Origin of the sequence: Synechococcus sp. UW179A (assembly GCF_900473965.1) — a bacterium.
In the GTDB taxonomy this organism is placed as follows: domain Bacteria; phylum Cyanobacteriota; class Cyanobacteriia; order PCC-6307; family Cyanobiaceae; genus Synechococcus_C.
Map to the genome: position 1 here is coordinate 91,528 of NZ_UCNJ01000024.1, position 21,723 is coordinate 113,250.

Genomic DNA, 21,723 nt, shown 5'->3' on the forward strand with positions numbered 1-21,723 from the left:
TACCCTGCCAGCAGGGTCGTGGCACCCACTGGCTCGGAGGTGCATGGCGGTGCTGACTGAACTGCGTGATCGCTTTCCAGCACTAGATGGCTGGTTGATGCAAGCGCAAGGGCTGTTGGATCCCCGCAGGGTGCTGATGGCTCCCGAGGATGCAGCGCTCCATTTGGCCTGGTGGTCTCAGGATGGCTGGGAGTTATCGAATGTTGTTCTTCCGCCTGATTTGTGCAGCTCCGGTCAGCCGCTGAATTCCGATGTTCTTGGGGAAACGATTGCTGATCTGCTGCTTGAAAAGGGACTGAGTCCACCCCAGGTGGAGATTGAGCTGCTGTTGCCTATGGCCAGCTGTCAGTGGCGTTTGCTTGAGGGGCCTGCCGCGGTTGGGCTGACATGTGGTGCTGACCTGCGACTGCTGCAGCCTGAGCTGGGCTGGTCGTTGGCCTTACAGGACAGTTATCTGGATGTGATCCCTCAATCGCGAGAAGATTTCGCTCTAGTCGTGGGGACTGATCGTTTGTTGTTGCAGGCCTGGGTGAGCACCCTGGAGGAGGCGGATCTTTCCTTGCGAAGAGTTGAATGGCTGCTGTCGGCTGCCTGGCGTGGCCTTTGTGATGCCCAGGCTGGTGCTGATGAGCAACTGGTTTGGTTGGTGGAGCACGGGGGGCACTGGCGACTGTTGTTGTCGAGTCATGGTTGTCTGGAGATTGATCTCTGCCTGCAGGCTTCGCAGTATCCGTCGCTCAGAGAGGAGGTGGTGGAGCTTGTTGAAGCTTGGGATCCAGCTGGCTTGCCTGGTTGGTGGGTCACCGCTGGATCTCAGTGGCAGGGTCGCTGGGGAGCGGAACACGATTCGTGTCTAGGACCTCTACGTTCCGATGCCGAGATGTCACTGCTTGAGTTGGCACTGACGGCGTCCCGGAGAGATCGCGATGACTGAGCGGTCCACTCAGCGGAGATTGCCTGATCTCCTGCGGGAGCGTCGGCTCGAACTCGGGTTGCCCGAGCCAGCCGGGCCATGGCAACCCATGCGTCCGTTGCTGTTGCGCGGGGCACTGATCGGGGGAGCAGCGTTGCTTGTTTCCCTTGGTTCGATCGTTGTGATCGGGCGGCTCGAAAGTCAGCAGCAGCAGCAGTTGCAGGTGCTTTCGCCCTTCGAGCAGCGGGTGCAATTAGCGGAAGGTCGCCTGCGCGCTGCAAAGCAACGCGGAGCCACGGTTAGAAAGGACAATCTGAAAATTGCTGAGCAGTTGTTGGCTGTGCCGGCGGGCTCACCCCTGCTGGTGCAGTTGGGTCTTGTGACGCCAGCGGGCGTTCAGCTCGAGGATGTTTCGGCGCAGAACGACTTGATCAAAGTGTCTGGGAAGGTGGGGCTGGGTGGTCAACCAGGTCCGCTTGAGCGAGTGAACGCCCTCCAGCTCGCGTTGGAGCGCTTGCCGATCTCACAGACGAATGGCGTCAAGGTATTGAAGGTGACCAGGGATGACGGCGAAGCGCCTTCGGTGCGCTTCAGTCTCGACTGGTCGCTCGATGCCACGGCCAAACCCTCCCTCCAGCAGCTTCAGCAGTTCGGTGCTACGGGCCTGGTCCAGCGCTATCGCTTGCTGGAGCAAAAGGGGGTCGCACCTTGACCAATCTCAGTCCTGATCGTCCAGCCTGGCGGCATCGAGTGACCAGGGAACGCGTGTTGGTCGCCGTTCCAGCTGTGATTGGTCTGGCGTTGGCTTCTGGGGTGTTCGTCGCAGTGGGATGGCCGGGATTGGATCGGCTCGATCAACAGCGGCAGCGGATCGAGGAGCTGGAGAGCAAGCGAGACACTCTTCCTCTCCTGGAGGCTCAGGTCAAGCAGGGCGACAAAAGCATGAGTGAAGCGATACAGCAGCAGGCTCTGTTGGTGGATTTGGTGGCAGGCCGCGGTCAGATTCAAACGTTTTTAGCTCAGCTCAGCCGCATCTCCGTAGCCAGCGGGGTCGTGATCAATCTGTATGAACCGGTCCCTGCGAGTTCTCCGGACGCTTCGAATCGCAGCGGAACCAGCGATCAGAACAGCAAGGGCATGGATAGTGCCAATGAGACCAACGATCCGCTCAAGGAGCTTGGATACGAGAAAAGCTCCGTGTTACTGCAGGTGGATGGGCCTTATCAGGGATTGCTGAAGTTTCTGAGAGGCATGGAGCAGCTTGAGCTTCTTGTGCAGCCAAGTGATCTCGAGCTCACCGCTCTCGAGGCTCCTGACAAAGCTGAGGATCAGCCAGTGATCAGCGGTCCCCCTCTCACTCGATTGAAGTTGAGGCTGACCTTTTTTGATCAATCGCCGAAGACTGTCAAGGATCCTTCTGGACCCAGTGAGGAATCGGGGGAGCCTGAAAGTAATCCCCCGCCCCTTTCCCAAGCTCCTTCTTGAATTGAGGCATTCACTTTGAGATCAGGGCTGGCCCCGCTTGGTCCCGATCGATACCATCCGCTCATGTCAGTGGCGTTCAGGCCAGGGTATGACTTTCACCCCTTCTCGCCTGAGCGCACTTTTGCTTGTCGCTGGTCTCAGTCTTATCGATCTGGGCCTGTTGGAACCACCGATGGGATCAGGATCCCGCGCGGTACTGGCTCAGGGGGCGATGTCCTTGCGTGTCCGTAGTGGGCAAGGGGGCGTGGAGGTGGTGATTCAAGGGGTGGGACCGCAGCCGTTGCTGCAGCAACGGCTCAATGGCCGGGTTTGGCAGGGCAGTTTGCAGACAAAGGGGACCCCTGGAATTCTCAATGGCCGTCAACAGCTCGCTGATTCCGTCGCAGGCCTGCAGCGGGTGACGATCAGTGGATCTGGCAATTCTTATCGCTTGGAGGTGGTCCCCGAGCCAGGACAGAGCCTTCAGGAGCCGGTGGTCAGCGCTGATGGTCGCAACTTAATTCTCAGTTTTCCGGGGTTGATAGCGGCCCCGGTTCTCCAGACAGGTCTTCTGGATCTGAACACGCCAGGGTCGGTGCCCCAGGCGAGCTATGCACCCCCATTACGACCTCGGGCCGTGGCACCACCGTTAGGGGATATGGCGGTGGGAACCATGGTGTTGCAGAACCGCAGCTACGTGAATGTCAGTGGTCCCCCCGTGACACTCACACTGAACAATGCGCCTGCCAAGGATGCGCTGATGGCATTGGCTCGATTAGGGGGATATGGCTTTGTCTTCGTTGGAGATGATGCTGGTGTTAATCAAGGGACCGACAACGCCGGAGCTGATTCAGCGAACCCCAGTGGTCGTCCTGTGTCGATGGCATTTGTGGATGAATCCTATTCAAGAGCGCTGAACGGGATCTTGCTTGCTTCGGGCCTTCAAGGCAAGCTCGACGGACGGATGTTGCTGGTGGGAACATCAATTTCATCGAAGACATTTGGCCCTCAAGTGTCAAAAGTGATTCGATTGAATCAGGTCTCCGCAGTAGCAGGAGCTGAATATTTAGGGAACCTTGGGGCAACAGTTAATTTTACGAACACGATTTCCGTGACGACGGGTGAGCCGGCTTCGCAAGGCACTTCTGAAATCAGTAACACAACCTCTCAGGAGAAGTCTGAATTGAAAGCGACTGAGTCGTTTGGTGCTTCCGTTGGCCCTTTGCGCGGGCTTGTGATCACAACCGATTCGAGGTTGCAGACCTTGACACTTGTGGGTGATTCAAGCCTGATCCAAGTGGCTGAAAATTATCTGAAGCAAATTGATCTTCGCCAGAGGCAAGTGGCTCTTTCGGTGAGGCTTTTGGATGTTACTCTTGATAATGAGTCATCTATTTCTAATAGTTTTGCGTTTAGAAATGGGTATAATTTTATTGTTAGTGATCGCGGAGAGCTGATCGGGGCGTTTGGTTCTAATCTTCCTCCTAATTCTGATAATTTCAATGTAATTGCCGGTGAGGCTGATAGTGGCAAGCCGCAATATGCTGATGAAGAGAAAGCAGTGGTAGAACCCCTTGCGCCAGCGCGAGTAAACCCTGGCTTGTCGTTTCCGGATTCAGACCAAGCCAAATTCACCGATGGATTTTTGGACTTCTTGAGGGCTAAAATTGAGTCGAGTAGTGCAAAAACTCTTGCCTCTCCAACTTTACTTCTCTCTGAGTCTCCAAAGGAGTTGGAGGGAGGTTCGTCTTCCTCTGTTGCTGATCCAAACGTTGCTTTGTCTAGCGGCAAGATTGGGCGCGAGCGGGCCAACGAGTCGTTTGTGACGGTGGGTACCCAAGAGATTGTGGATTACCAAGTACAGGCTGGCCAAAATGGTGCTCCCAATACTTGTCAGCCAGAGTTTCAAACAGCAGGTCTGACTTTTGGGGCAAGAGTCTCGAAAATCGATGACAATGGTTTTGTTAGCTTTACGTTATCTCCTTCGATATCTGCAGTTACACGCTCGCTGAATGTGGACGGCTGTGGTCCAATCAGCATCCTCAGCATCCGCAGGTTGGATACTGGATTGTTGCGGGTGAGGGATGGGCAAACGTTGATATTGACGGGAGTTATTCAAGATGATGACTCTAGAGTTGTGAGTAAGTGGCCCATCCTTGGCGATATTCCTTTGATTGGCCAATTTTTTAGGCAAACTGCTGGGAATAGGGCCAAGAGAGAGTTGGTGATCCTCGTGACTCCTCGCATCGTTGATGATGAGCAAGGTGGCAATTATGGCTACGGATACCGGCCTGATCGTCCGTCTGCTCGACGCATGATGAATTGATTTTGGCTGGTTGTTTGTCTTTGTCCTTTGAGATTTAACTGGTTTTGAATTTAAAAACCTAGTCCCATGGGGATGAGTGCTTTTGCTGCGATTGGCGCCAGCATTCGTAAGCCTGTAATTGTGTTGTTCAGCAGCTGGATTCCTAGACCTTTGCCTTCATTTGGTGATTGCTCCTTCAAGCGTCGAGCTTGGATTGATTCCGCTGCTTTGCGAAGCTGCACCGCCCAGGTGGTTTGACCCTCTTTCTCAAAAATCAATGCGGCATAGCGGAAATCGGCCGCAGCAACATCATCTTTGGCTTGCTCGCTACGGCAGATGCCCCGGGCTACCCAGCTGAGGGGTTGCCCAGGTTGCCTCCTGATCGCATCACTGAACAGCTGCTCCGCCGCTGACCAACGGCCCGCCTGGAAAGCCTCTACGCCTGCGTTGTGCAGAGCTGCATGGCTGCGGATGCCAGCAGAGATGCCACTTGCCCCCTGCCAGTGAGCCTCATCCAGGGCGTTAGGGGTCAGCTGGGCACCGGTGAGGTCCGCGTCGCGCAGATCCGTTCCGTACAGCAGCGTTCCTGTGAGGTTGGCCCCTCGCAGCGAGGCGCCGCGCAGGCTGGTGAAGCTGAGATCAGCACCACTGAGGTCGGCACCATCTAGCTTTGCCTGGCCCAAATTGGCTCTCATCAGCTTGGCGTCGCTGAGGTCAGCATCACGAAGGTCAGCGTGGACTAAATCCGCATCTGCCAGTCGGCATCCGCTGCAGCTGCGCTCCTGTAAAACCTGAATCAGCGCATCATTGGCCTTGGCCTGCGTGCCGCCCATACTCAGCAGAGCGCTCAGCATCACCACTCCAGAGAGATGTTGGAGCCTGAGCAGGCTGCATTCGCAGTCGTTCATGGGTGGCGGCTCTGAACCATCTGGTTGTATCGGTCTCTGATGCCGACGTCGAGAGCGACTGGGCAGGATGGTGTTGCGTGTCGCCTGCGTTGATCTTGAGCAGCGGCCTTCCACCGCATGGAGGCAATCTTGTCCAGGAGGCCCTCCGCCTTGGCTTGAAGCCTTCGCAGCTTCTGGATGCCAGTGCTTCGCTGGTGCCCTTCCGTCCACCAAAGGTTCTGCAGCGTGCTCTGAAGCAATCGATCAGTGGCAGTGCTCTGCGCAACTATCCCGACCGCGAGCAGCAAGAACTCCGCCAGGTGATTGCGAGTTGGCATGGTCTAAAGGCCGAGGCCGTGCTGCCAGGTAATGGTGCAGCGGAACTATTCACCTGGGCGGCACGGGATGCGGCCGCATGTGGTGTGAGTGGACTACCGGAACCTGGCTTTGCCGACTATCGCCGAGCTTTGGCTTGCTGGGATGGTGCTGCTCGCAGCCTGCCTGTTGGCCAGAGCTGGTTGGCAACCTGGCCACAGCCATGGCCCTTTCCGCCCGCGCCGGATCAGGTGCTTTGGATTACCAATCCCCATAACCCCACTGGGCAACTCTGGAGTCGCGCGTCGCTTGAACCGCTGCTGCAGCACTACGCATTGGTGATCTGTGATGAAGCCTTCCTGCCTCTTGTGCCCGCAGGAGAAGCGCAGTCTCTGCTGCCTCTGGTGGAGACCCATCCCAATCTTGTGGTCATCCGCAGTCTCACCAAGTTGTTGGCGATTGCAGGTCTACGCCTGGGCTATGCCGTGGCCTCACTAGAACGCATAAAACGTTGGCAGCAATGGCGTGATCCCTGGCCGGTGAACGGTCTGGCGCTCGCTGCCGGTCGGGCTGTGATGGCTGATCAAGCCGGCATGGTTCGTTGGTTGCAGCGGGTGCATAGCTGGGTTGCACAGGAGGGGGCCTGGTTTCACTACCAGCTCTCCCATCTCCCTGGTGTATTGCCAATGCCGTCAAGCGCCAACTATTTGCTGCTCCGTGGCGTCGACTCCCTGCTGGATTTACGCGAGCGGGTGGCACAGCGGGGTGTGCTTCTGCGCGACTGCCGTTCTTTCACTGGACTAGGGGAAGATTGGCTGAGAATTGCGTTACAGGATCGCCGTGGTAACCGGCGGATCCTCAGAGCCCTGAAGCAGGAACTGCACTGACGCCTTCCATCACCGCACCAGTGTTTGCAACAGCGTTGCGAGTTGCTTGTCGGCGTCGCGCACCGCCAGCTGTTGCATGGCTTGTTTCATCGTCAGGAGGGAGGTCTCAGACGAACCATTGCCTTGAAGCCTGGGACCCAGCAGACGCCAGAGCATGTCGCGCAGGGCGGGATGGTTCGGGTCGTGCTGGTGCACGATCACAGCGGCGCCCAGGGCTGCGGCACAGGCTGCATTGGCGTCTTGATGCTGATCTGCTGCCTGCGGAAATGGCACTAGCACGGAGGGGGTCTCGCACACGGCCAGTTCGCTGAGGCTGCCTGCTCCTGCCCTGCTGATCGCTAGGTCAGCGTGTTGCAGTAGTCCGGCTATGTCGTCGCTGAAGGGTCGCTCCACCAGTGCGGCGTGCTCAATGCTGTTCACATCCGGATCGTTGCTGCCTGTTAGATGCACCACCCGGCAGCCGTGACTGAGCAGCTCCGGCAGCAGTACCCGCACCATCCGGTTGAGGCCAAGAGCCCCCTGGCTGCCACCCATCACCACGAGCAAGGGGCCCTCACCTTTCGGGACCCAGTTCGGCAAAAGCTGGGGTTGCAAAAAAGCATCCCTTACCGGAGTGCCCGTGACCACGGCCAGACATCCGGGGATGCGACTTGCGGCTGCATCAAGACCAACGGCCACGTGGGTGCAGAAGCGGCCCAGCAGCCTTGTGACCCGACCTGGAATGGCGTTGGATTCGTGTAGCACAACTGGAACACCGCACCACCGGGCAGCAAGGATTGCTGGTGCCGCGATGTAACCGCCTGTGGTGAAGACCGCATCGATCTGCTGCCTGCGGATCAGTCGGTGCACATCTTGGCTGGCCCCCAGCAGACGCAGCAACTGGATGAGTTTGCGCAGGCCTCGGCCCTGGAGCCCTCCGGCTTTCACAGTCACCAGGTTGTACTGCTCAGGGACCAGTGTCGTTTCCAGGCGATCGGGAACGCCAAGCCAGCGCACCCCCCAGTCGGGAGGAAGAGCTTCGGCAACCGATAGCGCTGGAAACAGATGGCCACCGGTGCCACTGGCGGCGATTAGAAGCCGGGGCATGGGAGCGGACCACGAAAACGCGGCCTAACTTAGTTCGACTGCTGAGGCTGATTCATGGTTCCGCTCCTGCGAGCCTCTTTGGCGACTGTGCTCTCGAGTGCCGCGTTGCTCAGCACGATGCCGGCACTGGCAGCTAGCGGAGATGCGGCTGATCTCAGTGCCCGTTTGCAGCTTGCCCTCAATGCAGAGGACCGTGTTCAGGCACTGTCCGCCTTGATGGCACCGGAGCAGGCCACGACCCTGATGGAGCGCTTTCGTCGCTTCAGCACGCGTTTTCCTGAAACCCGCTGGGCCGTTAGGCCAGGCCAGCCCCTTGCCGATGGTCGCTCCACCGTGAAGCTGGCTGTAAGCGGTACGCGTCAGCAGGATGGTCTCAGCTACTCCTTCAAAGCCAACCAGCGGGTTGCCTTCTCTACGGATGGAGGACTGATCACCGCTCAGGAGGTTCTCAGCGATCAATCGGTGCTCACCAGCGCCCGCAAGCCGTTGCCTATCTCGCTGCTCATCCCCGACAAAGTGCTCACTGGCAGCCGTTACGACGTGGATGTGGTGGTGGATCAACCGTTGGGTAAAGCCTTGCTGGCTGGCGGGCTCATCGCGATAACCCCTCAGCAAGTGATGGCGCAACAGAGCCCGGATGTTCAGCTGGAGCCATTAGGCGGTGGCGGGTTGTTCAAGTCGGTGCAGGCCCCTTTTCAGCCCGGGATTCAGACCTGGGCGGCCCTTTTGGTGCACCCCGATGGGGTGATCACGGTGAGTAAGCGGGTGCAGGTTGTTGATGATCAGACCAAGCTCAATCCTTGATCTACTGAGGTTGATAGGGGTTCGCGGGAAGACTTCGGCGTAGAGCAGACACATCGGCATTCCCGAGCCCAGCGTCCATTAGGGCCTGCTCCTGGTTGTGCACGGCCTCGGTGATCGGCAATTTCAGGCCCGTCTGTAACGCCGCATCGAGTGCAATTCCGAGGTCCTTGTGATGCAGTGCCAGTTTGAAACCGAGTGGATAATCATCATTGATCATGGCCTGAGACCGATGTTGCAGTGCCCAGGAGCCTGCAGCCCCCTGGCACAGCGCGTCCACAACCTGCTCCATCGGTAGCTGCAGGTGTTCTCCGAGGGCGATGGCTTCCGCAACTGCGGCATAACTACCAGCCACCAGCACCTGGTTAATTGCTTTGACCTGTTGTCCACTGCCCACGTCACCGAAATAGTGGATTGAGCGGCCGATCACCTCCAGCACTGGCCGCGCTTTCTCAACTGCTGCAGTGTCTCCACCGCAGAGCACGGTGAGGGTGCCGGCCTTCGCGCCTTCCGTGCCGCCGGTCACGGGAGCATCGATGTAAGCAATGTCTCGCTTAGCGAGACGTTGAGCCATGGCCCTGGAGGTGGAGGGACTGATGGTGGAGCAGTCGATCACCAAGCTGCCCTGCTGCAGCGCGGGTCCAGCGCCCTGTTCTCCCCAGAGAACAGCTTCTACGGCTGCATCGTCGCTTACGCAGAGAAGCAGTGCAGAACAGCGACTCACTGCTGCGGCCGGGCTTGCGGTGGGTAAGGCTCCCGCTAGGCCAGGGGCCGACTCCGCCAGGCGACTGCGGGTATGGACCTGCAGCGGGTAGCCAGCTGCTAAGAGATTTACCGCCATCGGCAACCCCAGAGCCCCGAGGCCAATACAGGCCAGTCGGGTCTTTGGCGTTAGATCACATCCGGTCATGGTTTGAGACCATCTGAGTCAGATCCTGACCCGCCACCCGCAGCAACCTGGGCCTGTTCACTGTTGATGGTCTTCATGGCGCTTACCAATCGCTGGCGACGGGCACTCTTGATTCCCTGCGTTGCACTCACAGCCGCTGCTCTGCAGCAGACCGGTGGAGTAGCGGAAGCGGCTCCAGGCCGCAGGATGCCGGAATCCAACCTCACGGAAAGTCAGAAGATGCAGCTGTTCCAGGCCCGCCGCAACTGGGGACTACGCAGCTACGACCAACGGCTTGCGCTGCTCAAGTCTGGCCAGAGCTGCCTTGAGCGTGCGCAAACTCCTGAAGCGGGCAAGACTTGTATGCAGCAACAGAAGCAGGCTCGCCGGCGTCTGATGGAGCAAGGACGACAGGTTGTGAATGCAGAGCGTCGCCGCTTGGGCCTCACACCTTTGCCTGATTTCCGGAGGCAAGGTCGAGGGAGGGGCTGAGGCTCCTCCCTTTGACCGAATCTCTACTCAGGCGGCGTCGAGGGCTGAAACGCCTGGCAGTACCTTGCCTTCCAGCAGTTCGAGGCTGGCGCCGCCACCGGTGGAGATGTGCGACATCTTCTCGGCCAGACCTGCCTTCTCCACAGCTGCAACAGAGTCGCCGCCGCCGATGATCGTGCAGCAGCCCTTGCCACTCAGCTCGGCCAGGGTGGTGGCGATGGCGTTGGTGCCGGCGGCAAACTTATCGAACTCGAACACGCCCATGGGGCCGTTCCAGATCACGGTCTTGCAGTCGGCCAGTGCGTCCTGGAACACCTTGATGGAGTCAGGACCAATGTCCAGACCCATCCAGCCGTCGGGAATCGAGTTGATGTCAGCGATCTGGCTGTTGGCGTCGGGGGCGAAGTTGTCGGCCAGCACCACATCGGTGGGCAGCAGCAGCTGCACGCCCTTGGCCTTGGCTTTGGCCTCCAGCTCCTTGGCGAGTTCGAGTTTGTCTTCTTCCACGAGGCTCTTGCCCACTGAGAGTCCGCGTGCCTTGTAGAAGGTGAAGATCATGCCGCCGCCGATCAGCACCTTGTCGCACTTGTCGATCAGGGCTTCGAGCACGCCGATCTTGGAGCTCACCTTGGAACCACCCACGATGGCAGCGAGGGGGCGCTTGGGATCGTCAACGGCACCCTGCAAGTACTGAAGCTCCTTCTCCATCAGGAAGCCAGCCACGGAGGGCTTGAGAAACTTGGTCACGCCTTCGGTGGAGGCATGAGCGCGGTGGGCGGCACCGAAGGCGTCGTTCACATACACCTCAGCCAGTCCAGCCAGCTTTTCGGCGAAACCGGCTTCATTCTTTTCCTCTTCCGCGAAGAAACGCACGTTCTCCAGCAGCACCACATCGCCATCCGCCATGGCACTGACCTTGGCTTCGGCGTCAGGTCCGATGCAGCTTTCGGTCTTGGAGACTGGTTTGCCGAGCAATTCGCTCAGACGGGCGGCAACGGGGGTGAGACGCATGGAGTCATTCACCTGACCCTTGGGCCGTCCGAAGTGGGCGGAAAGAATCACTTTGGCGCCTTTGTCGATTAGGTCTTTGACGGTGGGCAGCGCAGCACGGATGCGGGTGTCATCGGTGATGGCCCCGGCATCATTGAGGGGCACATTGAAATCGACCCGCACGAGAACACGTTTTCCGCTGAGGTCGGCGCCGGAGAGGCTGGCCAGGGAACGCTTCGCCATGAGGGTTGTGTGGTGCGGTAAGAAAACGGGGAGAGATTAACCCGAGTTCTGCAGGCCCAGCGCTAGGACTGGCTTAAAGGGCATTGGCCGGAGGTCGTGTGAATGTTCAAGACCGTCCTCTTCCCGATCGATCAGAGCGATGAGGCCCTGGAGACAGTGGACAAGGCTCTGGAGCTCGCGCGCCGTTATGGCTGTCGATTGGTGCTGCTATCGGTGCTGCAGTCAGAACGTTCTCAAAAGCATGACCATGAAGCGGTTGTAGGGAGGCTTGACCAGACCCGCGAACGCTTTGAACAGGCTGGTTTCAGCTGCCAGGAGATTGAGCGCAGTGGCCAAACGGCCTCTGTGATTGGTGATGTGGCTGATGAGTTGAATGTGGATGTGATCGTGATGGGAACCGGGGGTGTGAACTTGGAATCCGACAGCGGCTGCATGGTTGCACGGGTGCTTCAGCTGGTGTCCTGTCCTGTGTTGGTGGTGCCGTGAGTTCACCACCGATTCAGTGGTACCCCGGCCACATCGCCAAGGCGGAGCAACAACTCCGGCGCAATCTCGACAAGGTGGATCTGGTCATCGAGGTCCGTGACGCACGCATCCCTCTGGCCACCGGCCATCCCCACCTCAGCCGTTGGATCAAGGGCAAGCAACACCTGCTGGTGATCAACCGTCGCGACATGGTCACTGCTGAAGCCCGATCCTCCTGGGAGGCATGGTTCAAAGGCCATGGTCAGCGCACGGTGTGGTGTGACGCCAAGGTGGGCACCGGGGTCAAACAGGTGCAGCAGGCGGCCATTCGCGCCGGCGATCAGCTGAACGAACGGCGGCGTAACAGGGGCATGCGCCCCAGGCCTGTGCGGGCGCTCACTCTGGGTTTTCCCAACGTGGGCAAATCAGCGCTGATCAACAGGCTGGTGAAGCAGAAGGTGGTGGCGAGTGCCCGCCGGGCTGGTGTCACCCGCACCCTGCGCTGGGTGCGCCTTGGCCAGGACATCGACCTGTTGGATGCGCCCGGGGTGTTGCCACCCAGGCTTGATGACCAGCAGGCTGCCTTACATCTGGCCCTCTGTGATGACATCGGCCAGGCTGCCTATGACGGTGAACTCGTTGCCCAGGCGTTTTTGCGATTGCTGATGGGTCTGCAGCAGCAGCAGTCTTCCGGCGTGGTGCTTGCAGTGTTGGAAGGGCGGTATGGAACACCTTTGTTGGGTGAGACCGAAGACCCAGCTCTTTGGCTTCAGGCCGTGGCACGGCGCCACACCTCCGGTGACACGGCGAGGATGGCTCAGAGGTTGCTGGATGACTTTCGTAAGTCGGCGCTGGGCAGTATCGCTTTGGAGTTGCCGGCATGAGTCGTGCCTGGAGTCGTCCTCCGCTGCCGGAAGAAACCTTCACCGACAGGTTCGGCGAGGGCGAGGGGGAGTTGCTCTCGCTCACCTATCCCAAACCGCTGCCGATGCGGCTCGACCGTTGGCTGGTCAGTCAGCGCAGCGAGCAGAGTCGCGCCCGCATTCAGAAGTTCATTGATGCCGGTTATGTGCGTGTAAATGGCAAGACCGGAAAGGCCAAGACACCTCTGCGCCAGGGCGATGAGGTGCAGCTGTGGATGCCACCGCCGGAGCCGCTGCCCTATCTGAAGCCGCAGCCGATGGAGCTCAATGTGCTCTTTGAAGATGAACATCTGATCGTGATCAACAAACCGGCCGGTCTCACGGTGCATCCGGCACCTGGCAACAAGGACGGCACGCTGGTGAATGGTTTGCTGCATCACTGCCCTGATCTGCCGGGCATTAGCGGCAAGTTGCGGCCCGGCATCGTCCATCGCCTCGACAAGGACACCACCGGTTGCATCGTGATCGCCAAGAGCCAGGAGGCTTTGGTGCGGCTGCAGATCCAGATCCAGAAACGCATCGCTTCACGCGAGTATCTGGCGGTGGTGCATGGGGTGCCTGCAGGAGACAGCGGCACGATCGTGGGGGCGATCGGTCGCCACCCGGTGGACCGCAAGAAATATGCGGTGGTGAGTGGTGAGACTGGACGTCATGCCTGCACGCACTGGAACCTGGAGGAGCGGCTCGGCGATTATTCGCTGTTGCGCTTCAAGCTCGACACCGGCCGTACCCATCAGATCCGGGTGCATTGCGCGCATATGAACCATCCAGTGGTGGGTGACCCCATTTACAGCCGCTGCCGCAAATTGCCGATTGAACTGCCCGGCCAGGCGCTGCATGCCTTTCAGCTGGGCTTGGATCACCCCATCACACGGAAGCGAATGCTGTTTGAAGCACCGATCCCTCCAGTGATGGAGAAATTATTGGCGGTCCTAAGACGCCGTTCCTAGTGCTGTTGCCAGTGCATGATCAAAGGATCTGCTGGCTGGCGAAGTTCAACACCAGATCGTTGAAATCACCGTCTGCGGAAATGCCAGCTTGATCCTCAAACCCAATGCGATTGGCACCCAGCACTTTGAAGCGTTTGAGGTTGGTTCCCAGTTGATGCTATTGGCGTAGCCATGTTTGGCTCAGTTTGGTGTAAGTCCCGTCGTAATAACTGCGAGCTATTGCGTCATTGATTGCGCTTGAGCGGGGGTCGTCTAGAAAGTTTTTTGACATCCCGTAGGCGATAAATAATGTTGTCAGGGTTTTACTCGTTGGCTTGATATTGGGTGCAGATGGCATCTGTTGAAGAGCAGTTTGCATGCTCTGGTTATCTGCGAGGATCGCATCAGCGAGACCGCTTTCAAGTTGTTGAATACATTCAGGCATCAGCTCGCAGCTGATTTGTTTGATGCCTTTGGCTTTCAAAATAGATTCCTGAATTGAGTCCGGTAAAGAAGCGAAGGTTTTGCCTTTAAGGGTGGCGTTGTCGAGCGAAACTATCACTTCCTGATCGCTACTCTTCTGTGCATTGCTCGCTGTTTTTAGGATGTAGGAAGCGAAATAAGCTGTTAACAAGACCCTTGCAAATAATGAGACGATTGAAATAATTCTGGTTTTGGATTTTTGTGTGTGATCTGTAGAGAGTAAAAGTGTTTTCTGTAGGATTAGAATTAGTTGGTGTCGTTTCTTTTCGTGAATGAGATTGAGTCGATTGCGCTCTAGCAGCCAAACCGGTACTGCGAAGAAGCAGGCGATTAGGGCGACTCCCACAAAGATCAGGAGTACTTCCTTGGAAGTTGTCACCTGGAGCAGGCGAAGTGCTGTCGACTCTTCTTGTTTCAGCTCATAGATTTTGAATTCGCTCGTAGCTGTTGGAAAGGTGAATTTGAAGCGTTTGCTTCGATTTTCGTTAATTAAAATCCCGCCCATTGCCACGTCTGCACGCCCACTGCCAATTGCTTCCAGAAGCTCGCCAAAGGTATTCGCTCGTGTGATGCGGTATGGGATCTTCCGGTTTTCGGCGATCATCCGCCAGAGATCGATCTCAAATCCTGTGGGGATCTCGTTTTCGTTTAATGCATAAGGTGGATCGGGGTGCCAAATCACGTTGACTGGTTCTCGACCATTCGTGCTCTTTTCATTTGCGTGGACTTTGCAACTTAAATCCCCCATCGTGCACGCCACGAATGCACCCAGCCCAAATAACACAATGCTTCTGATCCGCTTGGGCATCACATCTAGACGCACGACTCACCAGTCAAAATGCAGGGAGCATCCCGGGTGGATTGCGATGACTTATCGGAATTTTATCCCAAAACTGCGATTGGATCGTTAGCAGATGAGCCTGAATCATCTCGTCGAGGTCGACGGGGTGATTCAGGCTTCTTGATTGGTCTGGGTGCACCCTGAGGAATTGCAGTCTTGGTTAAAGCAGAGTGATTGCGCTTCCTGAAGCCAGCAGCATGTCTTCTGTTAGCACTCCATCTCTTCCAAGATCCATATCCGAAAGGGCATTAAATCCCACCGTCAGCGACTGGCCAGCGCCAATGGATGAGCCCCAATCCGCTCCGGAGAGTTCGTAGCGATAGAGCTCCCCATCCAGCTGCTCAGTTGTTACGTCAACTCCCCAGGACTCGCCATAAAACCTGTGGTTGCTGTTGAAACTCAGCGACCAATTATCAAGTTGCTGTTCGCTCTGATTGTTCACTGTGAGGGAGGCTGTCAAGCCGCCCCACCAAAGATCGCCACTGACCTCAACATCAAGGGGTTGGCCTGTTAGCTGATCAGTCTCTTCAGGCTTTGAATCGGGGAGGATTGGTTCTGGAGGAGGAACGGGTTGTGGCTCCTGATTGATGGTTCCAGTGCTGGACAACGCTTCGAGATTCTGCGCCAGTGGATCACCCAGAGACACAATCCCCTGGTAATAGTTGATCACCGTCGAATCAGAAACATCCAGAGCCGGCCATTGCGGCCAGTCAAAGGTGTCATTCATGAAGGGTTGGTCCTGATCCCATCCCAGAACTGTGAGGTGATTGATGTCGTGAGCAATCGCGACATCTTCGATGTTTAAAAATCCATGGGTGCGGCCATGCATCCAGCCTCCGTAATGGGGCTCCATTTTCAAGGTGTTGATGAAGGTTTCCCGCAAACCGGATTGCTCGATGTAGTCGGCGAATCCCTCATGGCCAAACTCTCGGACCATTCCCATCACGTCGTCTTGGGATCCCTGTCGTGCCGTTCGTTGGATGTCAGCGAGGATCTGGGGGTCATAGGCCTGATCAGCAATCCAACCCACCTTCGCTCCCTGCATGGCATACCAAAGGCCGACCCCCTTGGTGTCATCGCCCCATGCCTGCGAATTGTTGGTCAGGCCGTTGGCAAAAGCCCATTCACCGACGGTCTCAATGCCAACAGCTTCAAGACCTGAGAAAGCACGCAGGCCGTTGTAGGCCTCCAAGGCTTCGGTGGTGATAGCTGTGCGGCCTCCGACCAGTTCGTTGTGCTCGGAATTGTGATTGGAGCCGTGGAAGCTTCCCCAGCTATTGATATCCGTGTAAGGCCCCTCCACGGCAGCGTGCTGATGCATGGTGTGATCGTGGCCGGCACCGGCATGCCCGTCCATGCCGGCAGCGTCAGAGCCGGAAGCTGCCATGGATGTTTCGCCCATGGATGTTTCGCCCATGGATGTTTCGCCCATGGATGTTTCGCTGTTAGAGATCTCAACGTTGGACATCTCACTATTGGATGTCTCACCAGTGGATGTCTCACCAGTTGATGCCTCACCCGTCGATGTCTCGTCCGTGCTCATGGTGGAGCCGGAATCTGCGTTGGAGTTGTCGCTGAAGGCAAGGCCTGTCTCTGAGAACAACATCCCCTCAGTGAGGTTGCCATCACGTCCAAGGTCAGTGCCCTGCGTTCCGTTGAAGCCAACATTGATGGTTTCACCCGCTGGGATGCGACTCCCCCAACCCGTTCCTGAGAGGGTGTAGCGCGTCAGTCCGTTGTCCAATCGTTCGCTTTCGAGGGCGACTCCCCAGGCATTGGGGTCTAGTTGATGGGGACTGGTGAAGCTGATGGTCCAGCTTTCAAGAGCCTGATCGCTCTTATTGGTGATGGCCAGTGCGGCAGTGAAGCCGCCCCACCAGATGTCCCCGCCGATGGAGACCTGCAGTGACTCAGATGGCGTCATGGCATGAATGAGAGGTACAGATTCAGTGCAGCGACGAGATGTGATTCAGATCTGTCTCGTGAAAGTCGGGATGTGTCCGAATCATTTCGTGTTGAGGGAAGGAAGGTCGCCGCCTTGTTTTTCCATTCACGGCTGAAACCGTTTGAACGCCAATCCTGCAAATGGGGGGTTTTCTGGAGCGCGGGTCAGGGAATCAGCCCGAGCCTTAATGCTGCGGAAACCGCACTAGCTCTGTTGCTGACGTCTAGGCGTGTGAGGATCTCACTAAGGTGATCGCGAGCAGTGTTGACGGAGATGTTGAGCTGATCAGCGATTTGACGATTGCTCAGCCCCTCGGCAACCAAGGCGAGAATTTCAAGTTGGCGTTCTGAAAGCACCTTGGTCCTCTCCCGACCAAGAATTATTTCCCCCTCAAGGAGACTTGGATCCTCAAAGTGTTTGCCTTGTTTCATGGAAGTCAGGGCATTAATCAATGCTCCGGAGCGTTGCTCCAAACTCCGTTCATTCAGGACTGCATCCACGTTCAGTCCGCGGGCAATGCGCAAGCTGCTTTTGCCTGGACGGTTGATCAGGAGCAGGGTGCGATGGCTGCTAGGGAAGCGTTTGCTTTCACGCAGCAAGTCCAGTCCGCTTCCGTCACTGAGTTGCTCGGACACGAGGAGCCAGTGAGGGGACTTGACGTTCTTCAGATAAATCATCGCTTCAGCTTTGGAGTCATAAAAGCGTCTGATTCTTTTGCTTTGCATCCCTGAAAGTCGCAGCATTTGCTTCACTGCAAACAGATGTGGGTAGAGGCAGATGAGTAAATCTTGATCGTGGATCAGTGAACGAATCCTGCGTGCTTTTTCAAGATCGCTCGCTTCACTTCGGCTTCTGGTCATGACCTCAACTTGGCAAGCGAGGACAGGCTTCGACCAGTGTTCGCGTGATCTCAGCCTGCGGTTGATTCAGCAACCGGTCACCGGGTCCCTCCTCCACGACATGTCCTTTGTTGAGCACGATCAGTCGATGGCAGAAGCCACAGGCCACTGAAAGGTCATGGGTGATGAAGATCATGGTGAGTCCAAGCTCCTGCTGCAGCTGCCGAAGCAGGGACAGAACTTCTGCCTGGATTTCGGCATCGAGCATGCTCACGCTTTCATCACAGATCAGCACCTTCGGTTTCAGCGCCAGAGCGCGGGCGATGGCCACCCGTTGCTGCTGGCCCCCGGAAAGTTGGCGGGGAAGCCGATTCTGGTAACGATCGGCTGGTCCAAGGCCCACGCGTTCAAGCAGCTGGCGGCCTTGTTCTCGAGCTGCCGCTGGTGACGCCAGATTGTGGATCCGCAGTGGATCGACGATGGCATCCAGCACCGGCATGGCTGGATTCAGACAGGCCAGTGGGTCCTGGAACACCATCTGAATGGTTCGCCGTGCCCGGCGCGCCTCACGTCCCCGCAGCCTGAGCAGATCCTGACCGAGTAACTGCACCCTGCCACCACGAATCGGCGTTAGTCCCATCAGGGCACGGCAAAGGGTGCTTTTGCCGCAGCCAGATCCTCCCACCACTCCAAGGGTTTCGCCGGCTCGCAATTGGAAGCTGATGCCGTCTACCGCTTTCAGCCAGGTTGGATTCCAGGGCGGACCGCCCAGGTTGTGCCAGCAGCGCAGTTCCTGCACAGCCAGCACCGTTTCGGCCTCGGGTGCTTCAGGGGTGCTTCCCCCTTCTCGTGCTCGGGCAGCGGCAAGTAGCCGTTGTCCCACCCTTGAGCTGGGATAGGTCAGAACCACGTCGCTGCGGTTGATCTCCACGACCTGTCCACCGTCCAGCACAGCCATGCGTTCGCACCAGCGATTGGCCATGGCCAGATCGTGGGTGATCAGCAACAGAGCACTGCCCAGTTCCTTGCACAGCGCTCTCAGGGCAGCCATCACCTGACCAGCCACCGCTACATCGAGGCTGGTGGTGGGTTCGTCCGCGATCACCAGGGGAGGACTCAGGGCGATGGCCAGTGCAATGGCAAGGCGCTGACGCATGCCGCCGCTGAACTCATGGGGGTAGGCGCGGAAGCGAGCAGCGCCGATGCCCACCTGCTCCAGCAGCTCCTTGGCCCGCTTAAGACGTTCTGTCTCGTGCATAGTCGGCCTATGGGCACGCAGGGTATCGATCAGATGACCGCCCACCGTCATCAGTGGATTTAGGCGTGTCATCGGATCCTGAAATACCAGTCCCACCGATTCGCCGCGCAATCTCCTCAGATCGGTCAAGTTGAGGCTGCGGGGATCGTGACCGTTCAGGCTTAGTTCTCCTTCGCAACTGCTGCCTGGGGGCAGCAGTTGCAGCGCTGCCCTGGCCACCGTGCTCTTGCCGCAGCCGGAGGGACCCACCAGGGCCAGGCGTTCGCCGGGATGCAGGCGCAGGTCAAGCCCATCGAGGGTCCAGGCCTGGCTTCCCGGGTAACGGAGCCGGAATTGTTCGAGCTCCAGCACAGTCCCTTGCGCGGTTGTCATGGCAATCGAGGCGCAGGTGCTCATGGCTACATACCATGGAATCACCTGTCGGTTCGGATGCTCAACGCCACCTCCGAGACGGTCGCAGTTCGGATCCGGAATGGATCCGCTGCACCGGCTTGCGGTCTGGTGGCTCTGAGGGACAGGCCCATCCGTTCGGCTGATGATTACGGCATCGATCTCCCCGCCTGGTTGCGTGAGTGCATCGACCACGTGCCGCCAGGGATCGGTCACAGCTGTCCCACCGATTCAGAGGCTCTGCTCGCAGCGGCCTTTGATTTTGCTTTTCAGCTGCACGAGGGCCAGTTTCGAGCCAGCGGAGACCCTTACATCGTCCATCCGGTGGCGGTGGCTGATCTGTTGAGGGATATCGGTGCCAGCGCCAGCGTGATCGCTGCGGGCTTCCTTCACGACGTGGTGGAGGACACCGATGTCACTCCAGAGCAGCTCGAGAGTCATTTCGGACCGGAAGTCCGCGAGCTCGTGGAGGGGGTCACCAAGCTTGGCGGGCTGCACTTCACCAATCGCACTGAGGCTCAAGCCGAAAACCTGCGCAAGATGTTCCTGGCGATGGCCAGTGACATCCGAGTTGTGCTGGTGAAGCTTGCGGACCGGTTGCACAACATGCGCACGCTGGGGGCGCTGCGGGAGGAAAAGCGCCAGCGCATCGCCCGGGAAACCCGGGAGATTTATGCACCTTTGGCCAATCGTCTTGGCATCGGTCGCTTCAAATGGGAGTTGGAGGATCTGTCCTTCAAATTGCTTGAGCCGGATGCCTTCAGGGAGATTCAGCAGGAAGTTGCGACCAAGCGCAGCGAGCGGGAGGAACGTCTAGGGGTCACTGTTCAGTTGCTCAGTGATCGCCTGGCGGCTGTCGGGCTTGAGAACTGTGAGGTGAGCGGCCGGCCCAAGCACCTCTTCGGCATCTGGACCAAGATGCAGCGGCAGCAAAAAGCCTTCCACGAGATCTACGACGTGGCGGCCTTGAGGATCCTCACCCCCAGCGTTGAGGCCTGCTATAGGGCTCTTGCGGTGGTTCACGACACCTTCCGTCCTATTCCCGGGCGCTTCAAGGACTACATCGGTCTGCCCAAGCCCAATGGCTATCAGTCGTTGCATACGGCTGTGATCGGTCGTCACCGTCCGATCGAAGTGCAGATCCGAACGCTGGATATGCATCGGGTGGCGGAGTTCGGAATTGCCGCGCACTGGAAATACAAAGAAGGTGGTTCACCAGCTGCCGGTGGAGACACTGAACGCTTCAACTGGTTGCGGCAACTTGTTGACTGGCAGCAGGAAGGGGGAGCTGATGACCACAACGACTACCTCGCTTCGATCAAGGAAGATCTCTTCGATGAAGAGGTATTCGTATTCACACCTAAAGGCGACGTTCTGGGTTTGCGCAAGGGTTCTACGGCTGTGGATTTTGCTTATCGCATCCACTCGGAAGTGGGTAATCACTGCCATGGCGTGCGCATCAATGATCGACTTTCTCCCCTGTCGACGCCGCTCCAGAACGGTGATTTTGTGAATGTACTCACGAGCAAGACGGCACATCCCAGTCTTGATTGGCTCAATTTTGTGGCGACGCCTACGGCGCGTAATCGCATCCGCCAGTGGTACAAACGCAGCCATCGGAATGAAACGGTTGAGCGGGGAAAGGACCTGCTCGAACGGGAGCTGGGACGCAGCGGTTTTGATGCTCTGCTCAGCAGTGATGCGATGACGCGCGTAGCCGAGCGTTGCAACCTGCTCAGTACTGAGGATCTGCTTGCGGCCCTCGGTTTCGGAGCCGTCACCCTGCATCAGGTGCTCAACCGTCTCAGAGAGGAGATCCGTCTGCAGGCCGCCATCGAGGAGCCACCGCTCAGTAACGAAGACGTTGCTCGCCAGCTTGTGCAGCAGGCGGAAACCGGCCCCCCCCCGCTCCAGTCCTGATCAGCAGGACCCCATCCTTGGTGTGGAGGGTCTCGACTACCGCCTCGGTGGTTGTTGCAGCCCTCTTCCCGGCGAGGCGATTCTGGGTACGGTTGCCCTCGGCAACCATGGCATCACCGTGCATCGCCAGGACTGCTCTAATGTTGTGGCGATTCCCAGTGAACGGCGATTGCCTGTGCGCTGGAATCCCGCTTTGGTGACAAGAAGCCAACGCTTCCCTGCGCAGCTGCGCATTGAGGTGATCGACCGTGTCGGGATTCTCAAGGACATCCTGATGCGCCTCTCTGATGGACGCATCAACGTCAGTGATGCCCGCGTGAAAACCAGCCATGGAAAGCCCGCGCGCATTGATCTGCGTCTGGAGTTGGCCAGTGCCGAGCAACTGCAGCGCACCATGCACCAGATCCGCTCAATGGCAGATGTAATTGATATCGCCCGCAGCAGCGGTACTTAACTTT

The 21,723-nt window shown here is 57.9% G+C and carries 18 protein-coding genes and 1 pseudogene; 11 read left to right on the forward strand and 8 right to left on the reverse strand.

Annotated elements, in window-relative coordinates; translation table 11 throughout:
• Positions 1 to 43: 43 nt before the first annotated feature.
• The 4 genes from DXY31_RS11135 to DXY31_RS11150 all read left to right on the forward strand — a co-directional run bounded on the left by DXY31_RS11135 (position 44) and on the right by DXY31_RS11150 (position 4,703).
• Entirely contained in the window at positions 44 to 934 is an 891-nt protein-coding gene (locus DXY31_RS11135) for a hypothetical protein (protein ID WP_244279716.1), read from the forward strand.
• Positions 927 to 1,625: a pilus assembly protein gene (locus tag DXY31_RS11140; protein WP_114993841.1), complete on the forward strand. Its 699-nt coding sequence runs from the start codon at positions 927 to 929 to the stop codon at positions 1,623 to 1,625. The genes DXY31_RS11135 and DXY31_RS11140 overlap by 8 nt, the downstream gene beginning before the upstream one ends.
• On the forward strand, positions 1,622 to 2,398 hold the full coding sequence (locus tag DXY31_RS11145; RefSeq protein WP_206749814.1) for a hypothetical protein: 777 nt from the start codon (positions 1,622 to 1,624) through the stop codon (positions 2,396 to 2,398). Before DXY31_RS11140 ends, DXY31_RS11145 begins: the two co-directional genes overlap by 4 nt.
• Positions 2,399 to 2,651: 253 nt before the next feature.
• Positions 2,652 to 4,703 carry a type II secretion system protein GspD gene (locus DXY31_RS11150; RefSeq protein ID WP_371639367.1) on the forward strand — a complete coding sequence of 684 codons (2,052 nt, stop codon included), beginning with the start codon at positions 2,652 to 2,654 and terminating at the stop codon, positions 4,701 to 4,703.
• A gap of 50 nt (positions 4,704 to 4,753) precedes the next feature.
• Here DXY31_RS11150 and DXY31_RS11155 read toward each other — a convergent pair whose 3' ends face one another.
• Complete coding sequence (locus DXY31_RS11155; protein WP_114993843.1) at positions 4,754 to 5,590, reverse strand: pentapeptide repeat-containing protein; 837 nt, start codon at positions 5,588 to 5,590, stop codon at positions 4,754 to 4,756.
• A 95-nt stretch (positions 5,591 to 5,685) separates the two neighbouring features.
• On the opposite strand from DXY31_RS11155, the gene DXY31_RS11160 reads away from it, so the two are divergent.
• Positions 5,686 to 6,771 (forward strand): histidinol-phosphate transaminase, encoded by a 1,086-nt coding sequence (locus DXY31_RS11160; protein ID WP_114993927.1) that lies wholly within the window; start codon positions 5,686 to 5,688, stop codon positions 6,769 to 6,771.
• A 9-nt stretch (positions 6,772 to 6,780) separates the two neighbouring features.
• On the opposite strand, the gene DXY31_RS11165 is transcribed toward DXY31_RS11160, so the two are convergent.
• Positions 6,781 to 7,857 carry a glycosyltransferase gene (locus DXY31_RS11165; protein WP_114993844.1) on the reverse strand — a complete coding sequence of 359 codons (1,077 nt, stop codon included), beginning with the start codon at positions 7,855 to 7,857 and terminating at the stop codon, positions 6,781 to 6,783.
• A gap of 54 nt (positions 7,858 to 7,911) precedes the next feature.
• Between DXY31_RS11165 and DXY31_RS11170 the strand changes: the two genes are divergently transcribed.
• A complete protein-coding gene (locus DXY31_RS11170) occupies positions 7,912 to 8,661 on the forward strand; it encodes a hypothetical protein (protein ID WP_114993845.1) in 750 nt (249 codons plus the stop codon).
• A 1-nt stretch (position 8,662) separates the two neighbouring features.
• On the opposite strand, the gene DXY31_RS11175 is transcribed toward DXY31_RS11170, so the two are convergent.
• The gene (locus DXY31_RS11175) at positions 8,663 to 9,568 is read right to left on the reverse strand and encodes an NAD(P)-dependent oxidoreductase (protein WP_114993846.1); all 906 of its coding nucleotides are present in this window, start codon (positions 9,566 to 9,568) and stop codon (positions 8,663 to 8,665) included.
• Positions 9,569 to 9,643: 75 nt separating this feature from the next.
• Between DXY31_RS11175 and DXY31_RS11180 the strand changes: the two genes are divergently transcribed.
• Positions 9,644 to 10,039 (forward strand): hypothetical protein, encoded by a 396-nt coding sequence (locus tag DXY31_RS11180; RefSeq protein WP_244279719.1) that lies wholly within the window; start codon positions 9,644 to 9,646, stop codon positions 10,037 to 10,039.
• Positions 10,040 to 10,066: 27 nt separating this feature from the next.
• Here the strand turns inward: DXY31_RS11180 and pgk are convergent, their stop codons facing one another.
• Positions 10,067 to 11,272 carry a phosphoglycerate kinase gene (gene pgk / locus DXY31_RS11185; protein ID WP_114993848.1) on the reverse strand — a complete coding sequence of 402 codons (1,206 nt, stop codon included), beginning with the start codon at positions 11,270 to 11,272 and terminating at the stop codon, positions 10,067 to 10,069.
• Positions 11,273 to 11,374: 102 nt separating this feature from the next.
• Here pgk and DXY31_RS11190 point away from each other — a divergent pair, with 102 nt between their 5' ends.
• Genes DXY31_RS11190 through DXY31_RS11200 form a run of 3 tightly spaced genes read left to right on the forward strand, consistent with a single transcriptional unit; the run spans position 11,375 to position 13,610 of the window.
• Complete coding sequence (locus tag DXY31_RS11190) at positions 11,375 to 11,758, forward strand: universal stress protein (RefSeq protein WP_114993849.1); 384 nt, start codon at positions 11,375 to 11,377, stop codon at positions 11,756 to 11,758.
• On the forward strand, positions 11,755 to 12,621 hold the full coding sequence (gene ylqF, locus DXY31_RS11195) for a ribosome biogenesis GTPase YlqF (protein WP_114993850.1): 867 nt from the start codon (positions 11,755 to 11,757) through the stop codon (positions 12,619 to 12,621). The genes DXY31_RS11190 and ylqF overlap by 4 nt, the downstream gene beginning before the upstream one ends.
• A complete protein-coding gene (locus DXY31_RS11200) occupies positions 12,618 to 13,610 on the forward strand; it encodes an RluA family pseudouridine synthase (RefSeq protein ID WP_114993851.1) in 993 nt (330 codons plus the stop codon). Before ylqF ends, DXY31_RS11200 begins: the two co-directional genes overlap by 4 nt.
• Before the next feature lie 157 nt (positions 13,611 to 13,767).
• Here DXY31_RS11200 and DXY31_RS11205 read toward each other — a convergent pair whose 3' ends face one another.
• The 4 genes from DXY31_RS11205 to DXY31_RS11220 form a co-directional block, all read right to left on the reverse strand.
• Positions 13,768 to 14,880 (reverse strand): ABC transporter substrate-binding protein, encoded by a 1,113-nt coding sequence (locus DXY31_RS11205; protein WP_114993852.1) that lies wholly within the window; start codon positions 14,878 to 14,880, stop codon positions 13,768 to 13,770.
• A 193-nt stretch (positions 14,881 to 15,073) separates the two neighbouring features.
• Entirely contained in the window at positions 15,074 to 16,837 is a 1,764-nt protein-coding gene (locus DXY31_RS11210; RefSeq protein WP_114993853.1) for a cellulose binding domain-containing protein, read from the reverse strand.
• 185 nt (positions 16,838 to 17,022) lie between these two features.
• Positions 17,023 to 17,718, reverse strand: coding sequence for a response regulator transcription factor (locus tag DXY31_RS11215; RefSeq protein WP_114993854.1), 696 nt, complete (start codon positions 17,716 to 17,718; stop codon positions 17,023 to 17,025).
• Positions 17,719 to 17,722: 4 nt separating this feature from the next.
• Complete coding sequence (locus DXY31_RS11220) at positions 17,723 to 19,327, reverse strand: ABC transporter ATP-binding protein (protein ID WP_114993928.1); 1,605 nt, start codon at positions 19,325 to 19,327, stop codon at positions 17,723 to 17,725.
• 57 nt (positions 19,328 to 19,384) lie between these two features.
• Between DXY31_RS11220 and DXY31_RS11225 the strand changes: the two are divergent.
• Positions 19,385 to 21,719: pseudogene (locus DXY31_RS11225) on the forward strand (bifunctional (p)ppGpp synthetase/guanosine-3',5'-bis(diphosphate) 3'-pyrophosphohydrolase).
• The last annotated feature ends 4 nt before the right edge of the window (positions 21,720 to 21,723 follow it).